The organism is Mycobacterium canetti CIPT 140010059, from assembly GCF_000253375.1.
Classification (GTDB): domain Bacteria; phylum Actinomycetota; class Actinomycetes; order Mycobacteriales; family Mycobacteriaceae; genus Mycobacterium; species Mycobacterium tuberculosis.
In genome coordinates, this window is the sequence record NC_015848.1 from 4328323 (window position 1) to 4349529 (window position 21207).

Consider the following 21207-nt stretch of genomic DNA (forward strand, 5'->3'; position numbering starts at 1 on the left):
TCAGTCCGAAGTGGCGAAGACCGTCGGGGAACCCACGCCACTGCGCAGGCTGCCGTCGAGGTAGGCCGCACGGCAGGCGCGGCGGCCGATCTTGCCGCTGGAGGTTCGCGGAATCGTGCCGGCCGACACCAGCAGGACGTCACGCACGGTCACCCCATGCCCGACGGCGATGGCCGCCCGGATGTCATCGACGATGGGCTGGTGGTCGAGCTTATGCGTGCCGGCCGCCCGTTCGCCGACGATCACCAGCTGCTCGGAGGTGTCCTCGGGGTCGAATTTCAGCCCGGCGTGCGAGTCGTCGAACACTGTCTGAGGAAGCTGGTTGGCCGGAACCGAGAAGGCCGCCACGTAGCCAACCCGCAACGCCTTGGTCGACTCCTGCGCCGTGCACTCGAGATCCTGTGGGTAGTGATTGCGGCCGTCGATGATGACGAGGTCCTTGATCCGGCCGGCTATGTAGAGGTGGTCCTTGAAGTAGGTGCCGTAGTCGCCGGTACGCACCCACAGCGCGTCGTCTGGGGCGCCCTCGGCGCGCGACTCGCTGATCCGCGATTTGAGGATGTTCTTGAAGGTCTGGGCGGACTCTTCTTCTTTGCCCCAATAACCGGTACCCAAGTTGTTGCCGTGCAGCCAGATCTCACCGATCTGTCCGTCCGGCAGTTCGCTGGCCGTGTCGGCGTCGACGATGACCGCCCATTCGCTGACCCCGACCTTGCCCGCAGAGACCTGGGCGACGGCGTTGGGTGCATCGGCGGCCACCTCAACGAACCGCTGGTTGTTCAGCTCGTCGCGGTCCACGTGGATCACGGTGGGCACCTCGTCCATCGGCGTGGTCGAGACGAACAGCGTGGCCTCCGCTAGCCCATAGGACGGCTTGACGGCGGTCTGCTTCAAACCGTACGGCGCAAATGCTTCGAAGAACTTGCGCATCGACGCCGGCGACACCGGCTCGCTGCCGTTGAGGATGCCCTTGACGTTGCTCAGGTCCAGCGGCGGCTCGTCGTCTCGAGGCACACCGCGCACCGCGGCGTGTTCGAATGCGAAGTTCGGCGCCGCAGAGAAGGTGCCACCGGTTTCTCCGGGCTTGCGGGCGAGCTCGCGGATCCAGCGACCGGGCCGCCGCACGAACGCCGCGGGCGTCATAAAGGTGAAGCTGTGGCCTAGCACCGACGCCAGCAGCACCGTGATCAGACCCATGTCGTGGAAGAACGGGAGCCAGCTGACCCCGCGGTCGCCTTCCTGTCCTTCCAGGGCATTGAGCACCTGCACCACATTGGTGGGCAGGTTCAGATGGGTGATCTGCACGCCGCTCGGTATGCGGGTGGAACCCGACGTGTACTGCAAGTACGCGACGGTTTCCTCGTTGGCCTCGGGCTGCTGCCAGGTGGCGGCGACTTCGGTGGGCACCGCGTCGACGGCAATGACGCGCGGGCGCTCCTTGGCCGATCGGGCCCGGATGAACTTGCGGACCCCTTCGGCGGAGTCGGTGGTGGTCAGGATCGTCGACGGGGCACAGTCGTCGAGCACCGCGTGTAACCGACCGACGTGCCCCGGCTCGGCCGGGTCGAACAACGGCACCGCAATGCGGCCGGAGTAGAGGGCGCCGAAGAAGGAGATGAGGTAGTCCAGGTTCTGCGGGCACAGGATGGCGACGCGGTCACCCGGCTGGGTGACTTGCTGCAGGCGGGCTCCCACCGCACGGTTGCGCGCGCTGAAGTCAGACCACAAGATGTCGCGCGCGACACCGTCTCGTTCGGTGGAAAAGTCCAGGAACCGGTAGGCCAGCTTGTCGCCACGAACCTTCGCCCACTTTTCGACGTGACGAACCAGGTTGGTGTTGGCTGGGAACCTGATCTTTCCATTCACGATGAACGGGTTGTGGTACGCCATCCCACTCTCTCCTGTCACAAACATCTCGGCCGGCTCTGCCGGCGGCCACCGGGTGTCGGCTCCGCCAACGGGTTACCCGCGCACATCAACCCCTACCGCGCTCACGTCGGCGAACGCAGTTTGCAGCCAGCTTTGACCCGACTGGGTCCTGCACATGCTCTTAGTTTTCTCTTAATGTTAAGGGCCGGTGCCTGACAGACCAAATCACAAGGTACCGCTGTTCGAGGCCGCCATCAGCGTACGCGGGGCGGTGTCGAGTCGCCCGGTTCATCGGTGGACCGCCGCCTAGCGTCCATCGTCCTCGGGGAAATATCACCTATGTTTGGGGTGGGGCGCATTTTCGATAAGTTGATGCGCCCAGTTCAACGTCCACTCGGTCGCCGGTTCTCCATCGGAATTCCAGAATTCGGGTGTCGCATACATAGCATGGACCGGCTGGCCGGCGCCGCCGGCCAGGGTGTTCAGCGTAGTCGGCAAGTTGGCGGGACTGAACGCCTGTGCCGGGGCCGCACAGATCAGGTCGCCCTGGGCGCAGATCTCGTTGGTCCGGCCGTCGAGCGCACCAAAACCGCCCGGCCGCGGGCCGGTCATAGTCAAACCAAGCCCGGACAACACTGGGACTTCGTGCAGGGTGATCTCGGCGCCTTCGCCGCGCGGGCTAGGCGGGACCTGATTACCCACCCCCTGCTGACGACGACCGTCGGCGATCAGCGTCACGCCTAGTACTAGGTCCTCGTCCACGGGTCCCCGGCCGTTGCCGATATCGCTAGCCACGTCGCCCGCGATCACCGCGCCCTGCGAAAACCCGATCAGCACATAGCTGGTCAACGGGCACCTGTTGTTCATATCGGTCATCGCTGCCACCATCGCGCGGGTGCCCTCTGCCCGGCTGTCGTTGTACGACATCTGATTATCCGTGGTCAGCGGATTGTGGAATTGGGCCGTGTAGGCAACTGTGTAGGTCTGCACCCGGGCGGGTGCGAATTGCTGGGCGATCGGCCCAGTTACCTTGAGCAGCAACGCCTTCGGAAACTGCACCGGATTCAGTGGGTTCTGCTGCGGCGATGACTCCCAGGTTCCGGGAACCGAGATCATCTGCACGTCGGGGCAGGACGCATCCTGGAAGGCCGGTCGGGGTTTGTGCGGATGTGCTGGGGTGGGCCCCGGTGGTAAAACTCCTGGCGGCACCGCGCTGGGCGGCGACTCGGCGCCGCGCAGCATGATCACCACGGCCACGATGACCAGCGCTACGACGGACGCCATCGCGCCCGCCGCTATCCAGGCAAGGATTCGGTGGCGCTTACGCCGAGAGTTCTTGGCCATGTTCTCCTGCTAACAGAGTCGGTAGCGCACGCGAAAGGGGTGCACCCGCGCCGCGCGATAGCGCGGCCATCCCGCCCGTTGCCGCACTCCCTCTACGGTACCGGCCCGCTACGCGGCTTCGCCCGAGTCGCGATGTCGTGCACGTCTGCCGCAAGGATCATCCGATAGCGGCCAGGCAGCTCGCATCGGCACCTGGCTTAGCGGATCGCACCGACGATATCGCCCGACATAGCGCCCAGCTGGGGCGCCCACGAGCCCCAGCCGTTGTCACCGCTGGCTGGGAAGTCGAAGTGTCCGTTGTGCCCGCCGACGCTGCGATACTGGTTGTAGAACATGCGGCTGTTACCCATCGCCTCGGCGGCTTGGCCGATCATGGCGGCGGGATCGCTGGCTCCCGGGTTGGTCGGGCTCCACACCCACACCCGGGTGTTGTTTTGCGCCAGCAGGCTGGCATGCACCCACGGGTCGTGCCACTTCCACCGACCCAGCTGTGGTGCTCCCCACATTCCGTTGGTGTCCACACCGCCGAATTGCTGCATGCCCGCCGCGATCGCACCGTTGGTGGTGGTGTTCGACGGGTACAAAAAGCCCGACATCGAGCCAGCGAAGCCGAAGCGGTCGGGGTGGAAGGCCGCCAGCGCCATCGCCCCGTAACCGCCCTGAGCGGCGCCAACGGCCGCATGGCCACCGGGGGCCAAGCCCCGGTTAGCGGCCAGCCAGTCGGGCAGCTCAGCGGACAAGAAGGTGTCCCACTGCTTGCTGCCATCCTGCTCCCAGTTGGTGTACATGCTGTACGCACCACCGGCCGGTGCCACCACCGAAATCCCCTTGCCCGCCAACGTGTTCATCGCGTTACCCGCGGTGACCCAGTTACTGACATCCGGGCCGGCGTTGAAGGCGTCCAGCAGATACACCGCGTGCGGCCCACCGGCTAGGAAGGCCACCGGGATGTCCCGGCCCATCGAGGGCGACGGCACCATCAGGTTCTCGTATGGGGCGGCCTTGGCGGTGGGTTCCGCGGCTACCGCGACACCGCCCAACCCGAATGACAGTGCGGCAATCCAGAGCGCCCGCAGCAGCGCCGACCGACCCTTCATGTGTCCACCTCCGTCGTGTAAGGCTGTGTGCACCCGGCGTCAGACCGCCCCGGCCAACCCCTGGCCCGTCAGGTAGCTAACCACACGGCCCGCGGCGGGAGCTAGGGACGGGATTTAGGAAACATCTAGCGGCGGCGACCACAAGGGTCACCGCCGCTAGATGTTGTGTCTGTTCGGAGCTAGGCGCCCTGGGGCGCGGGCCCGGTGTTGGGCGTGGCACCCAGTGCCCGTTGCAGGTCGGGCTTCATAGCGTTGAGCTGCGCGCCCCAGTACTCCCAGCTGTGCGTACCGCTGTCCGGGAAGTCGAACACGCCGTTGTGGCCGCCACCGGCGTTGTAGGCGTCTTGGAACTTGATGTTGCTGGTCCGCACGAAGCCCTCGAGGAACTTGGCCGGCAGGTTGTTGCCACCCAGATCCGACGGCTTGCCGTTGCCGCAGTACACCCAGACGCGGGTGTTGTTGGCGATCAGCTTCCCGACGTTCAACAGCGGGTCGTTGCGCTGCCACGCCGGGTCCTCCTTCGGGCCCCACATGTCGGAGGCCTTGTAGCCGCCAGCGTCACCCATCGCCAGGCCGATCAGGGTGGGACCCATCGCCTGGGAGGGGTCCAACAGGCCCGACATCGCTCCCGCGTAGACGAACTGCTGGGGGTGATAGATCGCCAGCGTCAGCGCCGAAGAAGCAGCCATCGAAAGACCGACGACGGCGCTTCCGGTGGGCTTGACGTGCCTGTTGGCCTGCAGCCACCCCGGCAGCTCGCTGGTCAGGAAGGTCTCCCACTTGTAAGTCTGGCAACCGGCCTTGCCGCAGGCGGGCTGGTACCAGTCGGAGTAGAAGCTTGACTGGCCACCCACCGGCATGACCACCGACAGGCCCGACTGGTCGTACCACTCGAACGCCGGGGTGTTGATGTCCCAGCCGCTGAAGTCGTCCTGCGCGCGCAGGCCGTCGAGCAGGTACAGGGCGGGCGAGTTGGCACCACCACTTTGGAATTGGACCTTGATGTCACGGCCCATCGACGGCGACGGCACCTGCAGGTACTCCACCGGCAAGCCCGGCCGGGAAAATGCCCCCGCGGTCGCCGTGCCACCGACGGCGCCGACCAGACCCGACACTAGGGCCGCGCCGACGGCCCCGACCACGAGTCGACGCGACATACCCGTGACGGCGCCACGAACCCTGTCAACAAGCTGCATTCTTGCTTCCCTCATCCTCATCTCAACGCATCCATGCATGTTTGGGCGCATCCTGAATTAGGTCAGACTGCAGGCGCTGGGCCCGGCAGTGCTCGTGTAGTCAACCACAACTTCGGGCGTCCACCCGCATCAAGCGCACCGCCGAAACCCTTATCCGGCGGTCGTTCACGGCCAATTCGGGACCGGCGCGACGGCCTGAAGGTGGCATTTCCGCAGTGTCTGGGCATGTGTCGACCGCTAGTGCCGGCTCAATTGTGATCTTGCTGTCAGTATTGCCCCCGCGCTCATTGCCCCTCACTCCCGCGGTGGCGGGCCGGGCCCGTCGGGAACATCGAGCCCACACCGGACCAATTCATAGCGCGGAACGCGGTCGATGCGGTAACGGGTGAACTCGTAGGAATGCAACACGTTGGAGAGGAATCGGTGCAGGGTGATCGGGGCGCGCACAGAATTAAGCACCGCCCGAGTCGCGGGGCATTGCAGGGCCGCTTCGGCTTGCGTGACCCACTGCTGGTCGATGTAGCCGGGAATACCCGGGTACCACTTCACCCAGGGTCCGTCGGCGATCACCCAGTCCGGGAACAGATTCTTGTCATGGCCGATACGGGCATGCTTCAGCCGCTCGGTGTGCGCGGCCAATGGGTTTACCAGCCCGATTTGGTCGATCACCCGGACATCGAGCCCGACGTTCATGCCTAGCATGCCCATGTTGGTGAAAAACACTGCGTGCTGCGGTTTCGGCGCCGGCTTGCCGCCCGGCGCGGTCCCCGACGAGGGCCGGATCATCGGCACCAGGTCCCACTGGTTGTAGTTGCCCGACGGCAATAGCAACGCCCCTTCCGGGGTGTTGTTGAGCGCTGTAAGCACGGCAGCCATTCGCGGGTAATCGAGGTAGTCCGCGGCGGTCAGCGGATGCGCGTGCCCGGTGGCCTGGGCGTAGAAGCGGCGCTCGTCGACGATGCCCGAATAGGTGACCCGGGTGGCGTCGTCACCCATGCCCGGCGAGTTTGCCGCCCACAGCGACCAACCCGCGATCCCCAGCCAGAGCCCGCTGAGCGCGCCGACTAGCCAGCGACCGGTCTCCCGCGAAAAGTCCTTACCGTCGGGCAGCAAAATAGGAATGACCCCCACCGGGGCCAGCAAACAAAACAGCGGCGCCAGCAACACCCGGCCGTGCATAAAGTCGCCGCCTTGCCGAATCCAGTACAGCGCCTGCAGCACGCCGCTGCCGACGATGAAAGCCACCACGGCCGGCGGACTTTGCACCGCCCGGGCCACCCGACCGTAGTCGGGTGCCAGCACGGGACGCAGGAACGACGGCCGGCGGCGCGCCGTCATCAACAGCAATCCCAGCGGCACCGACAGCACCAACGGCACCCACAGTGCGTACGGCCGGTTGAAGTTCGACACGTAGATCATGCCTTGCGACCACTTGTCGCCCGCGGCATCCTTGGCCAGCGCGGTACTCGGAACCAGCAGTCCGTAATAGCCCATCCGGAAGATCTGGTAGGCCACCGGCAAGAATCCGCCGGCCAGCACGATCAGCACGCGGCGACGCCAGGTCCGCGCGGCGATCAACATCATGATCAGCGCCAGCCCGCCGATCAGCGCGAATTCCGGCCGCACTAGCACGCTGCATCCGGCGACGAAGGCCAACGCGCCGAGGAACATCTGGCTGTCCGGGCGGGCCCGCAGCGGCTGTGACCAGCAGACCATCATCCACCACAACAGCCCCAGATAGGCCAACACCAGCCCGCTCTCCAGGCCGGAGGTGGCGAAGTCGCGGGCCGGTGGCACCGCGATATATACCAGCGCCCCGGCCGGAAGCATGATCGCCCGACGGCCCCGCAGGCTGGGTGCGTACAACCGGCCGGTCCCCAGCATGAGCAGCACCATTCCCAGCAGCGAAAGCACCATGGCCAGGGCCAAAGCCACGTACTCCAGGCGCATCGGCCCACCCACCCAGCCGCCCACATACAGCAGATACGTCCACGCTGTCGAGGTGTTCGCTTCGACTCGCTCGCCCTGGTTGAAGACCGGTCCGTTGCCGGCCAATAGGTTGCGTACCGTCCGCAGGACGATCAGTCCGTCGTCAGCGATCCAGCGACGTTGCCAGCTCCCCCAGCCGAACAGCACGGCGACCGCCGTCACCGACAGCCACAAGCTGACCCGGACCATGGGCTCATACGGAAACACCGGCCGACCGACCCGCCCGACCACCGGCCGGCGGGGCAGCACCCCGACTGGGAGGACGTTGAGCTTGAGGCTAGCCGAAGGCAACAGCGGCCCCAACCGTTGCTATCCACGCCAGCGCCAGCAGCTGCAATACCCGGTCACGCAGCGCGATATCTTCCGGCTCCCCGGCCAGGCCGCCATCGACGTCCACCGCGTAGCGCAGGATCGCGATGGTGAACGGAATCATCGACACCGCGAACCAGGACCCGCTGTAGCCGTCGCGCTCGAAAGCCCACAGCCCGTAGCACAAGACCACCGCGGTGGCCGACAACGTCCAGACGAACCGCAGATAGGTGCTGGTGTAGCTTTCCAGCGACTTGCGGATCGCAGCGCCGGTGCGTTCGGCCAGATGCAGCTCGGCGTAGCGCTTGCCGGCCACCATGAACAGCGAACCGAATGCCATGATCAGCAAAAACCACTTGGACAGCGGGATTTTGGTGGCCACGCCCCCGGCGATGGCGCGGATCAAATACGCCGACGACACGACGCAGATGTCCACCACCGCTTGATGCTTGAGACCAAAGCAATACGCCAACTGCATGGCGAGGTAGACGACCATTACCAGCGCCAGGTTCGGGGTCAGCATCCAGGCACCGGCCAGCGATGTCACTCCCAGTACCACCGCCACGGTGTACGCCAGCCACTCGGGCACCACGCCGGCGGCGATCGGCCGGAACCTTTTGGTGGGGTGCTCCCGGTCTGCCTCGACGTCGCGCACATCGTTGACGAGGTACACCGCCGAGGCGGCCAGGCTGAACACCACGAAGGCCATCGACACCTTGCTGAGCACCTCGACGTAGTCGTAGCGGACACCGCCGCCCAACGCGGCCAGCGGCGCGGCCAGCACCAGCACGTTTTTCACCCACTGGCGCGGGCGGATCGCCTTGACCACCCCGGCGACCAGGTTTGCCGGAGGTCGAGTCACCACATCTTCACTCATCCGAGCTCATCTCTTCCGGGCCCTTTGCCGGCCCCCGCCGACGCTGTCCACGATGGCCCCGACGGTGGCGCCCAGAGCAACACCCACGGCCACATCACTGGGGTAGTGGACCCCCAGCAGTATTCGCGACAGCGCCATCGGCGGCACCAGCACAACCGGTAGCGGCAGCCCGGTGGCTCTGCCCATGAGCAGGGCCGCGGCCGTGGTCGAGGTGGCGTGTGCCGACGGAAAACTCAGTTGACTTGGCGTGTCCACGTTGACCGCGATGGCCGGATGATCCGGCCGCTGACGCCGCACCAGCCGCTTGATCAGCACGGCGATGGCATGGGCAGCGAACGCGCCCGCCCCGGCCACAAGCCATTCCCGGCGGCGCCGCGGCAGGGCAATCGCGCCCAGCAGCGCGAGGATCAGCCAACCGATGCAGTGCTCGCCGAAGTGGGAGAGTCCGCGCGCAGTGGCCAGCATCCCCGGACGGTCGACCAGCGCCGACTGCACGGCCACCATCACGGCGACTTCGCCGCGTGGCGCCCGTTCAGCCATGCTCGGGCTCTTGGTTTGCCGCCGGCAGCAGCGCCGTCTCCCACTTCTGCTTGCTGGACAGCGTCGGCAACGCGTCGCGATAGATCCGGCGCATCTCCTCGAACCGTTTCAGCAACTGGCGCTGACGGCGCAACGACTGCCACAGCAACGCGAACATCTTGGCCCGGTCGCGCTGCCGGTAGACCACACCGCATCCGTCGGCCGTGGTGACGGTGGCCCCGTCGACAGTGCACAGCAGGAACCAGCGCGCATCCTGGGTCGGAACGTTGAACTCCGGGCGACGGTGGTGTTGGGGGTTGGCGGCGGTCAGGTTGTGCATGATCCCGCGGGCCAGCCGGTAGCCGATGACCAACGGGTTCACCGGCGGCTTCATTGCCTTGTTCTTGTGCAACGGCGGCGGCAACTCACTGGCCGCCGGCAGCACCACCGCGTCCGGATAGCTCTTGCGGATGCGGTGCACTTCCGGCAGCGCCGATTCCAGGATCGAAAAGATGTGCTCGGGGCCGGCGAGAAAGTCGTCGATGGCCTTGTTCTGGATTGCCACCGTCGAATATTCCAGGCAGGCAAGGTGTTTCAGGGTTGCCTTGAGATGGCTGCGGACCAGGCCGATGACTTGCGCCTTTGGGCCGTCCCAGTGCATGGCGGCCACCACCAGCCGGTTGCGCAGATGGAAATAGGCCTGCCAGTCGATGGCGTCATCCTTATCGCTCCAGGCCATGTGCCAGATCGCCGCACCGGGCAGCGTGACGGTCGGATACCCGTGCTCGGCGGCCCGCAGGCCGTAATCGGCGTCGTCCCATTTGATGAACAGCGGCAGCGGCTGTCCCAGCTCTTCGGCGACCTGGCGTGGGATCATGCACGTCCACCAGCCGTTGTAGTCGACATCGATACGCCGGTGCAGCAACTTGCTACGGGAGTTGTTGTCGTTCAACGGGTATTCGGCGAAGTCGTGGTCGTATTCGGCATGCGGCGCGGCGGTCCACATGAATATCGACCGGTCTACGACTTCGCCCATGATGTGCAGGTGCGACGGCTCCTGCAGGTTGAGCATCTGACCACCCACCAGCATCGGCGCCTTGGCGAACCGGTGCATGGCCAGCACCCGCAGAATCGAGTCCGGCTCGAGGCGGATGTCGTCGTCCATGAATAGGATCTGCTGACAGTCGGTGTTTTTCAGCGCCTCATACATCACCCGGCTGTAGCCGCCGGAACCGCCCAGGTTGGGCTGATCATGAATAGAGAGTCGGAGACCCAACCGGGCAGCCGCGGCGGGGAAATCCGGGTGGTCGCGCACCTTGCGCTCACCCTGATCAGGCACGATCACCGCGCCGATCACCTGGTCCACCAGCGGATCGGCGGTGAGTTCTCGCAGCGCGTTGACGCAGTCTGCGGGGCGGTTGAACGTCGGGATGCCGACCGCGATGTTGGCCGTCCCCGGAGCGGGGCTGGTGGCATACCAGCCACCACTGTGCAGGGTGACCGCGGTGTCGGTGGTGATGTCGAACCAGACCCACCCGCCGTCTTCGAAAGGCTGCAGCACCACTTCGGTCTCGACGGTGGCTGGCTGATCCTCGGTGCCGGTGAAGTCGTGGCCCTCAACGAAGATCCGGGCACCGGTGGCCTTGGTCCGGTAGACGTCTACCCGCCCGGCGCCGGTCACCTGCACGCGCAACACCACCGATTTGCACGTCGTCCAACGTCGCCAATAGCTAGCCGGGAAAGCGTTGAAGTAGGTGGCGAATGACACCTCGGACTCCGCGCCAATCTGTAGCGAGGTCCGGGTTGGCGCATGCGCGCGCCGGGCGTTGGTGGTTGACTCCTCGAGGTACAGCTTGCGCACGTCAAGGGGTTCACCTGGGCGCGGCAGGATGACCCGAGACAGCAGGCTCGCGGCGAGTTCACTCATGCGCCGTCCTGAAGCAGTGGGACGCCGTCGCGCAGATGCGGCGCGAGGAGGTTGTCGTACATGTTCAAGGCGCTGGCAATGGCCATATGCATATCCAGATATTGGTAGGTGCCCAACCGGCCGCCGAACAGTACCTTCGATGACGCGGTCTCGGACTTCGCCCTGGCCCGATAGGTGGCCAACAGGGCGCGGTCAGCCTCGGTGTTGATCGGATAGTAGGGCTCGTCGTCGTCCTCGGCGAACCGGGAGTATTCCCGCATGATCACCGTTTTGTCCGTTGGGTAGTCACGCTCGGGGTGGAAGTGGCGGAACTCGTGGATGCGCGTGTAGGGGACGTCGAGATCGTTGTAGTTCATCACCGCGGTGCCCTGAAAGTCCCCGATCGGTAGCACTTCCACCTCGAAGTCCAAGGTACGCCAGCCCAATCGGCCTTCGGCGTAGTCGAAGTAGCGGTCCAGCGGGCCGGTGTAAACGACCGGGGCCGCCGGGCTGCCGGGGCGCAGCTGGTCGCGCACGTCGAACCAGTCGGTGTTCAGCCTGACCTCGATGCGGTGGTCAGCAGCCATGTTTTGCAACCACGCCGTGTACCCGTCGGTCGGCAAACCCTCGTAAGTATCGCTGAAATACCGGTTGTCGAAGGTGTAGCGCACGGGAAGCCGGGTGATGTTGGCGGCCGGAAGTTCTTTGGGGTCAGTCTGCCATTGCTTGGCCGTGTACCCCTTGACGAACGCTTCGTAGAGCGGCCGGCCGATCAGCGAGATGGCCTTCTCCTCGAGGTTCTGCGCGTCGGCGGTGTCGATCTCGGCGGCCTGCTCGGCGATCAGCTGGCGGGCTTGCTCGGGCGTGAAGTACTTGCCGAAGAACTGCGATACCAGGCCGAGCCCCATCGGAAACTGATATGCCTGCCCGTTGTGCATCGCGAAGACCCGGTGCCGGTAGTCGGTGAAGTCGGTGAACTGCCGCACGTAGTCCCACACTCTCTTATTAGAGGTGTGAAACAGGTGCGCACCGTACTTGTGGACCTCGATGCCGGTCTGTGGCTCGGCTTCGGAATAGGCATTGCCCCCGATGTGCGGGCGCCGCTCGAGGACGAGCACGCGCTTGTCGAGTTGGGTGGCCACGCGCTCGGCAATCGTCAGGCCGAAGAATCCTGAGCCGACGACGAAAAGGTCAAAACGAGCGGTCATCGGTTGCATAGGGTAACCGACCTTGCTGGCAAAACCCGATTTGGCAGCTCGTGGCGGTCATGGCCCGAACGGGTTTCACCGCAGGTGCGCATGGCCGACCAGTGTGGTTGGCCGGAGGTCGTTTGGTCGCGATTGCCTCACGATTCGATATAACCACTCTAGTCACATCAACCACACTCGTACCATCGAGCGTGTGGGGTTCATGCCATGCACTCGCGACCGCGGGAGCCGGCGAACCCGACGCCACACATAGTCCAGATTGAGGAGACTTCCGTGCCGAACCGACGCCGACGCAAGCTCTCGACAGCCATGAGCGCGGTCGCCGCCCTGGCAGTTGCGAGTCCTTGTGCATATTTTCTTGTCTACGAATCAACCGAAACCACCGAGCGGCCCGAGCACCATGAATTCAAGCAGGCGGCGGTGTTGACCGACCTGCCCGGCGAGCTGATGTCCGCGCTATCGCAGGGGTTGTCCCAGTTCGGGATCAACATACCGCCGGTGCCCAGCCTGACCGGGAGCGGCGATGCCAGCACGGGTCTAACCAGTCCTGGCCTGACTAGTCCGGGATTGACCAGCCCGGGATTGACCAGCCCGGGCCTCACCGACCCTGCCCTTACCAGTCCGGGCCTGACGCCAACCCTGCCCGGATCACTCGCCGCGCCCGGCGCCACCCTGGCGCCAACGCCCGGCGTGGGGACCAATCCGGCGCTCACCAACCCCGCGCTGACCAGCCCGACCGGGGCGACACCGGGATTGACCAGCCCGACGGGTTTGGATCCCGCGCTGGGCGGAGCCAACGAAATTCCGATTACGACGCCGGTCGGATTGGATCCCGGGGCGGACGGCACCTATCCGATCCTCGGTGATCCAACCCTGGGGACCATACCGAGCAGCCCCGCCACCACCACCTCCACCGGCGGCGGCGGTCTCGTCAACGACGTGATGCAGGTGGCCAACGAGTTGGGCGCCAGTCAGGCTATCGACCTGCTGAAAGGTGTGCTAATGCCGTCGATCATGCAGGCCGTCCAGAATGGCGGCGCGGCCGCGCCGGCAGCCGGCCCGCCGGTCCCGCCCATCCCCGCGGCCGCGGCGGTGCCACCGACGGACCCAATCACCGTGCCGGTCGCCTAAGCCCCGGGTCGGCCGAAAACGCACCCGCGGCCAAGGCGTCGGTCATTGCTTCGGCCCGTCGTTCTCGACAGTTTTATCGCACCGATTCCGTGTCGTCTCATTAATACCAATAGAAACACACGTAACATCAGCTGGTGCCGTCCCGCACCCGCGCGCCGACGACGCTGCTCACCGCGATGGCAGCGACCGTCGTCATCGTCGCGTGGGTAGTGAATCGTCCACCCGCCAGCTCCCATGAACCATCGCCGACGCCCGACACCCAGCTTGCAGAGCAGCCACTGATCGGGCTCGGCGGCGGCGTCACGGTACGCGAACTCACCCAGGACACACCGTTTTCATTGGTGGCGTTGACCGGCGACCTGGCCGGTACCTCCGCCCGTGTGCGCGCCAAGCGCCCGGACGGTGACTGGGGGCCGTGGTATCAGACCGAGTATGAAACCGAACCACGCGATCCGGCGGGCACCGACGGGTCCGTGGAACCCGGGGGACTCAATCCGGGTCCCCGTAGCACCGATCCGGTGTTCGTGGGCACCACCACCACCGTGCAGGTCGCGGTGACTCGCCCGATCGACGCACCGATAACTCAACCGCCGGCGGGGCGGCCGACCAACGCCTTGCCCGACAACGGTTTGGGATACCGTCCAGCCACCAAGGAACAGCCCTTCGGGCAGAACATCTCCGCGATCCTGATCTCGCCGCCGCAAGCGCCGCCCGGAACGCAGTGGACGCCACCAACCGCAGTCACCATGGCAGGCCAACCGCCGGCCATCATCAGCCGGGCAGAATGGGGCGCAGACGAGTCACTGCGATGCGAAACACCGGAGTACGACAGGGGGGTTCGTGCCGCGGTGGTCCACCACACCGCAGGGAGCAACGACTACTCTCCGCTGGAGTCCGCCGGCATAGTCAAAGCCATCTACACCTACCACAGCAAGACCCTGGGCTGGTGTGACATCGCGTACAACGCCCTCGTCGACAAGTACGGCCAGGTGTTCGAGGGTAGCGCTGGCGGCCTCACCAAACCGGTCGAAGGGTTCCACACCGGCGGATTCAACCGCAACACCTGGGGGGTGGCCATGATCGGCAACTTCGACGATGTGGCCCCCACGCCGATCCAGATCCGAACCGTCGGCCGGTTGCTCGGCTGGCGGCTGGGCATGGACGACGTCGATCCCAGGAGCATGGTGGATCTGCAGTCAGCGGGCAGCTCGTACACCACGTTTCCGGGTGGCGCCATAGCGCGATTGCCCGCCATCTTCACCCATCGCGACGTCGGCAACACCGACTGTCCGGGCAACGCCGCCTACGCTGTGATGGACGAGATCCGGGACATCGCAGCACATTTCAACGACCCGCCGGAGGAGCTGATCAAGGCGCTGGAAGGTGGCGCGATCTATCAGCGCTGGCAGGCGTTGGGCGGCATGAACAGCGCGCTGGGTGCACCGACCTCGCCGGAGGCCGACGCCGCGGATGGGGCGCGGTATGCAACCTTCGCTAAGGGCGCCATGTATTGGTCGCCGGTGACCGACGCTCAGCCGGTCACCGGGGCAATCTATGAGGCCTGGGCTTCGCTGAGCTACGAACGCGGCCCGCTGGGACTGCCGACCAGCGCGGAGATCCAGGAGCCGCTGCAGATCACGCAGAACTTTCAACACGGAACCTTGAACTTCGAGCGCCTCACCGGCAATGTCACCGAAGTCGTCGACGGGATCACGACGCCACTGGCGACGCGGCCCCCGAGCGGCCCGACGGTGCCGCCCGAACACTTCACGCTGCCAACGCATCCGATCACCTGAGTCGCGGGTGTGCACTATTCACATTATGTGTGTGCACTTTTCACATTCTGGCTTTTGTGGCGCGGAATCGCCGGCGCATATACACCCTGTGCCATTAGGCTCCATTTGCCGGGCTGATCACCGGGTCGCCGCAGGCCAGTCGAGAGGAACAACGTGTCGTTTGTGGTCGCAGTGCCGGAGGCCGTGGCGGCTGCGGCGGGGGATTTGGCGGCCATCGGCTCGACGCTTCGGGAAGCGACCGCTGCGGCGGCGGGCCCCACGACCGGGCTGGCGGCCGCGGCCGCCGACGACGTGTCGATCGCTGTCTCGCAGCTGTTCGGCAGGTACGGCCAGGAATTTCAAGCCGTGAGCAACCAACTGGCGGCGTTTCATACCGAGTTCGTACGCACGTTGAACCGTGGCGCGGCGGCGTATCTCAACACCGAAAGCGCTAACGGCGGGCAGCTGTTCGGTCAGATCGAGGCGGGACAGCGCGCCGTTTCCGCGGCCGCGGCCGCCGCTCCGGGCGGCGCATACGGCCAACTCGTTGCCAACACGGCCACCAACCTGGAATCCCTCTACGGCGCATGGTCGGCCAACCCGTTCCCATTCCTCCGCCAGATCATCGCCAACCAGCAGGTTTACTGGCAGCAGATCGCCGCGGCGCTCGCCAACGCCGTCCAGAACTTCCCCGCCCTGGTGGCGAATTTGCCAGCGGCCATCGAGGCGGCCGTCCAGCAATTCCTGGCCTTCAACGCGGCGTACTACATCCAACAGATTATTAGCTCGCAGATCGGCTTCGCCCAGCTATTCGCCACGACGGTCGGTCAGGGGGTCACCAGCGTCATTGCCGGGTGGCCCAACTTTGCAGCGGAGCTTCAGCTAGCGTTTCAACAGCTTCTGGTGGGTGACTACAACGCCGCGGTGGCGGACCTGGGTAAGGCCATGACAAACCTTCTGGTCACCGGGTTCGACACCAGCGACGTGACGATCGGCACAATGGGCACCGCCATTAGTGTCACCGCGAAACCCAAGCTGCTGGGCCCGCTGGGAGATCTGTTCACCATCATGACCATCCCGGCACAAGAGGCGCAGTACTTCACCAACCTGATGCCCCCCTCCATCCTGCGAGACATGTCGCAGAACTTCACCAACGTGCTCACGACGCTCTCCAACCCGAACATCCAGGCGGTCGCTTCGTTCGATATCGCAACCACCGCCGGGACATTGAGCACCTTCTTCGGGGTGCCATTGGTGCTCACTTACGCCACATTGGGTGCGCCGTTCGCGTCACTGAACGCTATTGCGACGAGCGCGGAAACCATTGAGCAGGCCCTGTTGGCCGGCAACTACCTAGGGGCGGTGGGTGCGCTTATCGACGCCCCGGCCCACGCGTTAGACGGCTTCCTTAACAGCGCAACCGTGTTGGATACGCCGATCCTGGTGCCCACGGGGCTCCCGTCCCCTCTGCCCCCGACGGTCGGGATCACGCTGCACTTGCCTTTCGACGGGCTTCTCGTGCCGCCGCATCCCGTCACCGCGACGATCAGCTTCCCGGGTGCTCCAGTTCCTATTCCCGGTTTCCCAACCACCGTAACCGTTTTCGGCACACCCTTCATGGGAATGGCTCCGCTGCTGATCAACTACATTCCCCAACAGCTCGCCCTGGCAATCAAACCGGCGGCTTAGCGCGGCGTGGCCCGTTGGTTGGTGTCGTAGATTGCCATGCCAAGCTCCAACCATGCGGTCAGCAGCCGCTGATCTGCCGCCGCGGCCACACGTCATCGAGTTGCTCGGCCGATGCGCAGTGCACCGCGTCGCAGCCACGCATGGGCCAGGTCATGGCGTCCATCTCGGACCACATCTGGTCGCGGTTCGCCCGTCGCGAATCTGCGCGAGGGGCCGGCTCAGTCACGCACTCCCGAGCCACAACGGCGCCGGGTCACGTGGGCCATGCTAGGACCACCAGCGCTCCAGCACCCGCGCGACGCCGTCCTGGCTATTGGGTGCGGTGACCTCGTCGGCGACGGCCAGCGCGTCGGGATGCGCGTTACCCATCGCCACACCCAAACCGGCCCGCAGCAGCATCGGCACGTCGTTGGGCATGTCGCCGAACGCCACCACCTCCGCGTCGGAAATTCCCAGCGGCCGGGCAATCTCGTCGACACCGGTGGCCTTGCTGATACCGAGCGGAACGATCTCCACCAGCCCGTTATTGGTCGAGTAGGTGATATCGCCCTCGAAACCGACATGCTTCGCCAGTTCGGCGGCCATGTCGGCACTCGCAGCACCGGCTTTACGGATCAGCAGTTTGATCGCCGGCGCGCTGAGCAGGTGGTCGATCGACACTTCGGTGTTGTCCGGATTCAGCCACGCATGCTCGTAGCCCGGCGAGCTGACGAACTGGGGGGTCGCCGTGTCGTGTGCGCGCTCGCCGATCCGCTCGACCGCCAGTCCCGCACCCGGTATGACGCGGGTCGCAACTTCGGCCAACGTTGCCAGGGCGTCGACGGGCAGCGTGCGCACCGACATCACCCGATCGGTCCCGGGGTCGTAGATGACGGCGCCGTTGGCGCACACCGCCATCGGCGCGAAGCCGAGGGCATCGACGATGGGTCGCACCCAGCGCGGCGGCCGGCCGGTGGCCAGGATGAAGTGCGTGCCGGCGTCGACCGCGGCAAGCACCGCGTCGCGAGTGCGTTTGGTGACGGCTTCTTCGTCGTCGAGCAGGGTTCCGTCGACGTCACACGCGATGAGCGCCGGCACAGTCGGTTTCAAAGTTGGCTGGCTTGTCAGTGCGGGCCGACTTGGCTGTGCCGTGATGAGGTCACGCCGTCGTATCCGCGCTTTTGCCGCCGCTGCGCCAATTCAGCGATTCTGAGCTGCCTGGACTCCTCCACCGTCGGCGCGCCGCCGCCCAGCCGCCGCGGCACCCAGTGCTCCCCCTTGGGATGTGGATACTCCTCCTGTACGCGGTAGAGGATCGCATTCATCGCTTGGCGCAGCACGGCATTGAGCTGCTCGGCATTGCCCTCCGGCCGCACCGGCGATCCGATCGCCGCGACGATCGGAATCTTGTTGCGGAACAGGTTCTTTGGATGATCCTTGGGCCAGATCCGGTGCGCGCCCCAGACGATCATGGGAATAATCGGCACCTGCGCCTCCAGCGCCATCCGGGCCGCTCCGGTCTTGAACTCGCGCAGTTCGAGGCTGCGGCTGATAGTCGCCTCCGGGTGTAACCCAACGAGTTCCCCGGCCCGCAACCGCTGCACTGCCACCGCGTACGCATCGGCCCCCACACTGCGATCCACCGGGATGAGCTGGGCATGCTTGATCACGTAGTTGACCGCCCGTACGTCTTGCATCTCGGCCTTGATCATGAACCGCAGCCGCCGCCGCCGATGGTGGGCGGCGATCGATGCCGGAACCCAGTCCACGTAGCTCGTGTGATTGAGTGCGATCAACGCGCCGCCACGTTCGGGGATGTTCTCCAGGCCTTCGAATGTGATCTTGTTTCCGTTGGCCGCGACGATCGACGGAACAAGAATCTCCATCATCCGGAAGAACGGCTCAGCCATGTATCCTCCTTCACCTCTTACCGCGATTCATGCGGTGTCCGGCTGGCGGCCCTTGCCGCCGCCTCGTCAGCCTCCATCCGTGCCGCCTCGGCCAGCGTTGGCGCGCCGCCGCCGAGTCGGCGCGGCACCCAGTACGCCCCAGCCGGATGCGGATACCGCTCCTGCGCTTGCCACAGCAGCGCGGTCATCGACTCACGCAGCGCCGCGTTGGTCTGTTCGATGCCTGCCGCGGCCCGCAGCGGCCGACCCACCTGTACCGTGACCGGCACCTTGGCGCGTCCTATCTGCCTGGGATGGTCCTTGGTCCAGATCCGCTGAGCACCCCAGACAACGACGGGCACAATCGGGACATCCGCTTCCGCGGCCATTCGGGCGGCCCCCGTCTTGAACCCTTTGAGCTCGAAGCTACGACTGATGGTGGCCTCCGGGTAGACCCCGACCAGTTCCCCTTCGCGCAGCCGCTGCACCGCCACCGCATAGGCGCTAGCGCCGGCGCCCCGGTCCACCGGAATGGTCCGGGTGTGCCTGATCAGGAAGTTGACCAACCGCATCCGTTGCATCTCGGCCTTGATCATGAACCTCATCCGGCGACGCCGACGATGCATGGCCAACGCGGCCGGCAGCCAGTCGACATAGCTGGTGTGATTGATAGCGACCACGGCGCCGCCTTGGTCGGGCACATTCTCCTCGCCGACGTAGGTGATCCGGGTTCCGGTGGCCAGCACCAGCAACTGGGCCAGGATCTCTAAGACGCGATAGGTCGGCTCCGCCATCGGTCACTGCTCCGGCGCCCCGGCGGGATGGGCTCGCTGAGCGCGGCGCGCAGCCCTAACCGCCGCCTCCTGCGCGTCCAACCGGGCCGCCTCGGCAAGCGACGGGGCGCCGCCGCCCAGCCGGTGCGGCACCCAGAACTCGCCGGCCGGATGCGGTCCGTACAGTTCTTGGGCCCGCTCCAGCAAATGCTGCATCCGGGAGTGCAGCAGGCCGTTCAGTTCAGCGGTGGGCAGCGTCGGTTCGATCCGTTCACCGACGACAATCGTGATCGGCACCTTCGGGCGAAACAGCTTTTTGGGACGGCCCTTAGTCCAGATCCGCTGCGCACCCCAAACAATATGCGGAACGATCGGCACCCCGGCCTCGATCGCCATTCGGGCTGCCCCCGTCTTGAATTCCTTGATCTCGAAGCTGCGGCTGATGGTCGCCTCGGGGTACACGCCGACGAGTTCGCCGGCCTTCAGCATCCTAACAGCGGCGTCGTAGGACGCGGACCCGTCCTGCCGATCCACCGGGATGTGGCGCAGGCTGCGCATAATGGGACCGGTGATCTTGTGGTCGAACACCTCCTGTTTGGCCATGAACCGCACCTTGCGCCCGAGGCCCTGTTGGTAGGCGGGCAAACCCGCAAAGGTGAAGTCGAGGTAGCTGGTGTGGTTGATCGCGACGACGGCGCCGCCGCTGGTCGGTAGGTTATCCACACCCGTGACGGTGATCTTCAGACCCTGTATGCGCCAGGACAAGCGGGCAAGCCGAATGACGGTGCCGTATACCGGTTCCACAGCAGTTCAGCCTAGTGGTCCCGGCTGCAAGCCGCCCAAAGTGGCGAAAACCCAAATTGACGAAAGAGGTGAGCCGTGTCCTTCCCCTCATCGCCACCCGCGCTGCCCGCGATCGTTGCCCGGTTTGCCGTCGGCAGACCGGTGCGCGCGGTGTGGGTCAACGAACTGGGCGGCGTCACCTTCCGGGTGGACTCCGGCATCGGCGCCGGCTCCGAGTTCATCAAGGTCGCCAGGAGGGGTACCGCCGACTTCGCTAATGAGGCTCGGCGGCTGCGCTGGGCCGCGCCGTACCTGGCGGTGCCGCGGGTACTGGGTGTCGGGGTCGACGGCGACTGGGCCTGGTTGCACACCGATGCGCTGCCCGGCTTGTCCGCGGTGCACCCGCGCTGGCGGGCGTCCCCGCAGGTCGCGGTCCCGGCGCTGGGTGCGGGGCTGCGCACCCTGCACGACAGCTTGCCGGTGCCCTCATGTCCGTTCGACTGGTCGACGGCCAGCCGGCTGGCCAAGCTGGCCCCGGCGCGACGCGCGGAGCTGGGTGACTCACCGCCGGTTGATCGGTTGGTCGTCTGTCACGGCGACGCGTGCTCACCCAACACCATCCTCGATGACACCGGCCGCTGTTGCGGACACGTCGACTTCGGCGATCTCGGTGTGGCCGATCGGTGGGCCGACCTCGCGGTCGCGACGCTGTCGTTGCAATGGAACTTTCCCGACTACCCGGGCCAGCTCAGAGATGACGAGTTCTTCGCCGCCTACGGTGTGGCGCCGGACCCGGCTCGCATCGACTACTACCGCCGGCTGTGGCAGGCCGAAGACGACAGCTCACGCTAAGCTCGAGGCTGCGCTTTGCGCT

The 21207-nt window shown here is 65.6% G+C and carries 17 protein-coding genes and 1 pseudogene; 4 read left to right on the forward strand and 14 right to left on the reverse strand.

Going from position 1 to position 21207, the window contains the following annotated elements; genetic code table 11:
• The 9 genes from fadD32 to glf all read right to left on the reverse strand — a co-directional run bounded on the left by fadD32 (position 1) and on the right by glf (position 12323).
• Positions 1-1890, reverse strand: a complete 1890-nt coding sequence (fadD32, locus tag MCAN_RS20090) for a long-chain-fatty-acid--AMP ligase FadD32 (protein ID WP_017351216.1) — start codon at positions 1888-1890, stop codon at positions 1-3.
• A gap of 312 nt (positions 1891-2202) precedes the next feature.
• A complete protein-coding gene (locus tag MCAN_RS20095) occupies positions 2203-3213 on the reverse strand; it encodes a phospholipase (RefSeq protein WP_003420779.1) in 1011 nt (336 codons plus the stop codon).
• Between the two features lie 197 nt (positions 3214-3410).
• Complete coding sequence (locus MCAN_RS20100; RefSeq protein WP_003420783.1) at positions 3411-4310, reverse strand: esterase family protein; 900 nt, start codon at positions 4308-4310, stop codon at positions 3411-3413.
• 179 nt (positions 4311-4489) lie between these two features.
• Positions 4490-5506, reverse strand: coding sequence for a diacylglycerol acyltransferase/mycolyltransferase Ag85A (gene ag85A, locus MCAN_RS20105; protein WP_003900759.1), 1017 nt, complete (start codon positions 5504-5506; stop codon positions 4490-4492).
• 294 nt (positions 5507-5800) lie between these two features.
• Positions 5801-7798, reverse strand: coding sequence for a terminal beta-(1->2)-arabinofuranosyltransferase (aftB, locus tag MCAN_RS20110; RefSeq protein WP_009936680.1), 1998 nt, complete (start codon positions 7796-7798; stop codon positions 5801-5803).
• On the reverse strand, positions 7773-8681 hold the full coding sequence (locus MCAN_RS20115; protein ID WP_014001965.1) for a decaprenyl-phosphate phosphoribosyltransferase: 909 nt from the start codon (positions 8679-8681) through the stop codon (positions 7773-7775). The genes aftB and MCAN_RS20115 overlap by 26 nt, the downstream gene beginning before the upstream one ends.
• A 6-nt stretch (positions 8682-8687) precedes the next feature.
• Complete coding sequence (locus tag MCAN_RS20120) at positions 8688-9221, reverse strand: phosphatase PAP2 family protein (protein WP_041180192.1); 534 nt, start codon at positions 9219-9221, stop codon at positions 8688-8690.
• Positions 9214-11127, reverse strand: coding sequence for a galactofuranosyl transferase GlfT2 (gene glfT2, locus MCAN_RS20125; RefSeq protein ID WP_014001967.1), 1914 nt, complete (start codon positions 11125-11127; stop codon positions 9214-9216). The genes MCAN_RS20120 and glfT2 overlap by 8 nt, the downstream gene beginning before the upstream one ends.
• Positions 11124-12323, reverse strand: a complete 1200-nt coding sequence (glf, locus tag MCAN_RS20130) for a UDP-galactopyranose mutase (protein WP_014001968.1) — start codon at positions 12321-12323, stop codon at positions 11124-11126. The genes glfT2 and glf overlap by 4 nt, the downstream gene beginning before the upstream one ends.
• Before the next feature lie 264 nt (positions 12324-12587).
• Between glf and MCAN_RS20135 the strand changes: the two genes are divergently transcribed.
• From MCAN_RS20135 to MCAN_RS20145, 3 genes are all read left to right on the forward strand, one after another.
• Positions 12588-13445, forward strand: coding sequence for an exported repetitive protein PIRG (locus MCAN_RS20135; RefSeq protein WP_014001969.1), 858 nt, complete (start codon positions 12588-12590; stop codon positions 13443-13445).
• 134 nt (positions 13446-13579) lie between these two features.
• Positions 13580-15241: an LGFP repeat-containing protein gene (locus MCAN_RS20140; RefSeq protein ID WP_178125316.1), complete on the forward strand. Its 1662-nt coding sequence runs from the start codon at positions 13580-13582 to the stop codon at positions 15239-15241.
• Positions 15242-15394: 153 nt separating this feature from the next.
• Positions 15395-16909, forward strand: a complete 1515-nt coding sequence (locus tag MCAN_RS20145; protein WP_014001971.1) for a PE family protein — start codon at positions 15395-15397, stop codon at positions 16907-16909.
• On the opposite strand, the pseudogene MCAN_RS24000 reads toward MCAN_RS20145, so the two are convergent.
• From MCAN_RS24000 to MCAN_RS20170, 5 genes and pseudogenes are all read right to left on the reverse strand, one after another.
• Positions 16906-17051: pseudogene (locus MCAN_RS24000) on the reverse strand (twitching motility protein PilT). The gene MCAN_RS20145 and the pseudogene MCAN_RS24000 sit on opposite strands and share 4 nt — an antisense overlap.
• A 125-nt stretch (positions 17052-17176) precedes the next feature.
• Positions 17177-17998, reverse strand: coding sequence for a Cof-type HAD-IIB family hydrolase (locus MCAN_RS20155; protein ID WP_014001972.1), 822 nt, complete (start codon positions 17996-17998; stop codon positions 17177-17179).
• A 14-nt stretch (positions 17999-18012) separates the two neighbouring features.
• Positions 18013-18798 carry a lysophospholipid acyltransferase family protein gene (locus MCAN_RS20160; protein ID WP_014001973.1) on the reverse strand — a complete coding sequence of 262 codons (786 nt, stop codon included), beginning with the start codon at positions 18796-18798 and terminating at the stop codon, positions 18013-18015.
• 17 nt (positions 18799-18815) lie between these two features.
• Complete coding sequence (locus tag MCAN_RS20165; protein ID WP_014001974.1) at positions 18816-19571, reverse strand: lysophospholipid acyltransferase family protein; 756 nt, start codon at positions 19569-19571, stop codon at positions 18816-18818.
• 3 nt (positions 19572-19574) lie between these two features.
• Positions 19575-20354: a lysophospholipid acyltransferase family protein gene (locus MCAN_RS20170; RefSeq protein ID WP_014001975.1), complete on the reverse strand. Its 780-nt coding sequence runs from the start codon at positions 20352-20354 to the stop codon at positions 19575-19577.
• A gap of 75 nt (positions 20355-20429) precedes the next feature.
• Between MCAN_RS20170 and MCAN_RS20175 the strand changes: the two genes are divergently transcribed.
• Positions 20430-21185 carry an aminoglycoside phosphotransferase APH(3') gene (locus MCAN_RS20175; RefSeq protein ID WP_014001976.1) on the forward strand — a complete coding sequence of 252 codons (756 nt, stop codon included), beginning with the start codon at positions 20430-20432 and terminating at the stop codon, positions 21183-21185.
• The last annotated feature ends 22 nt before the right edge of the window (positions 21186-21207 follow it).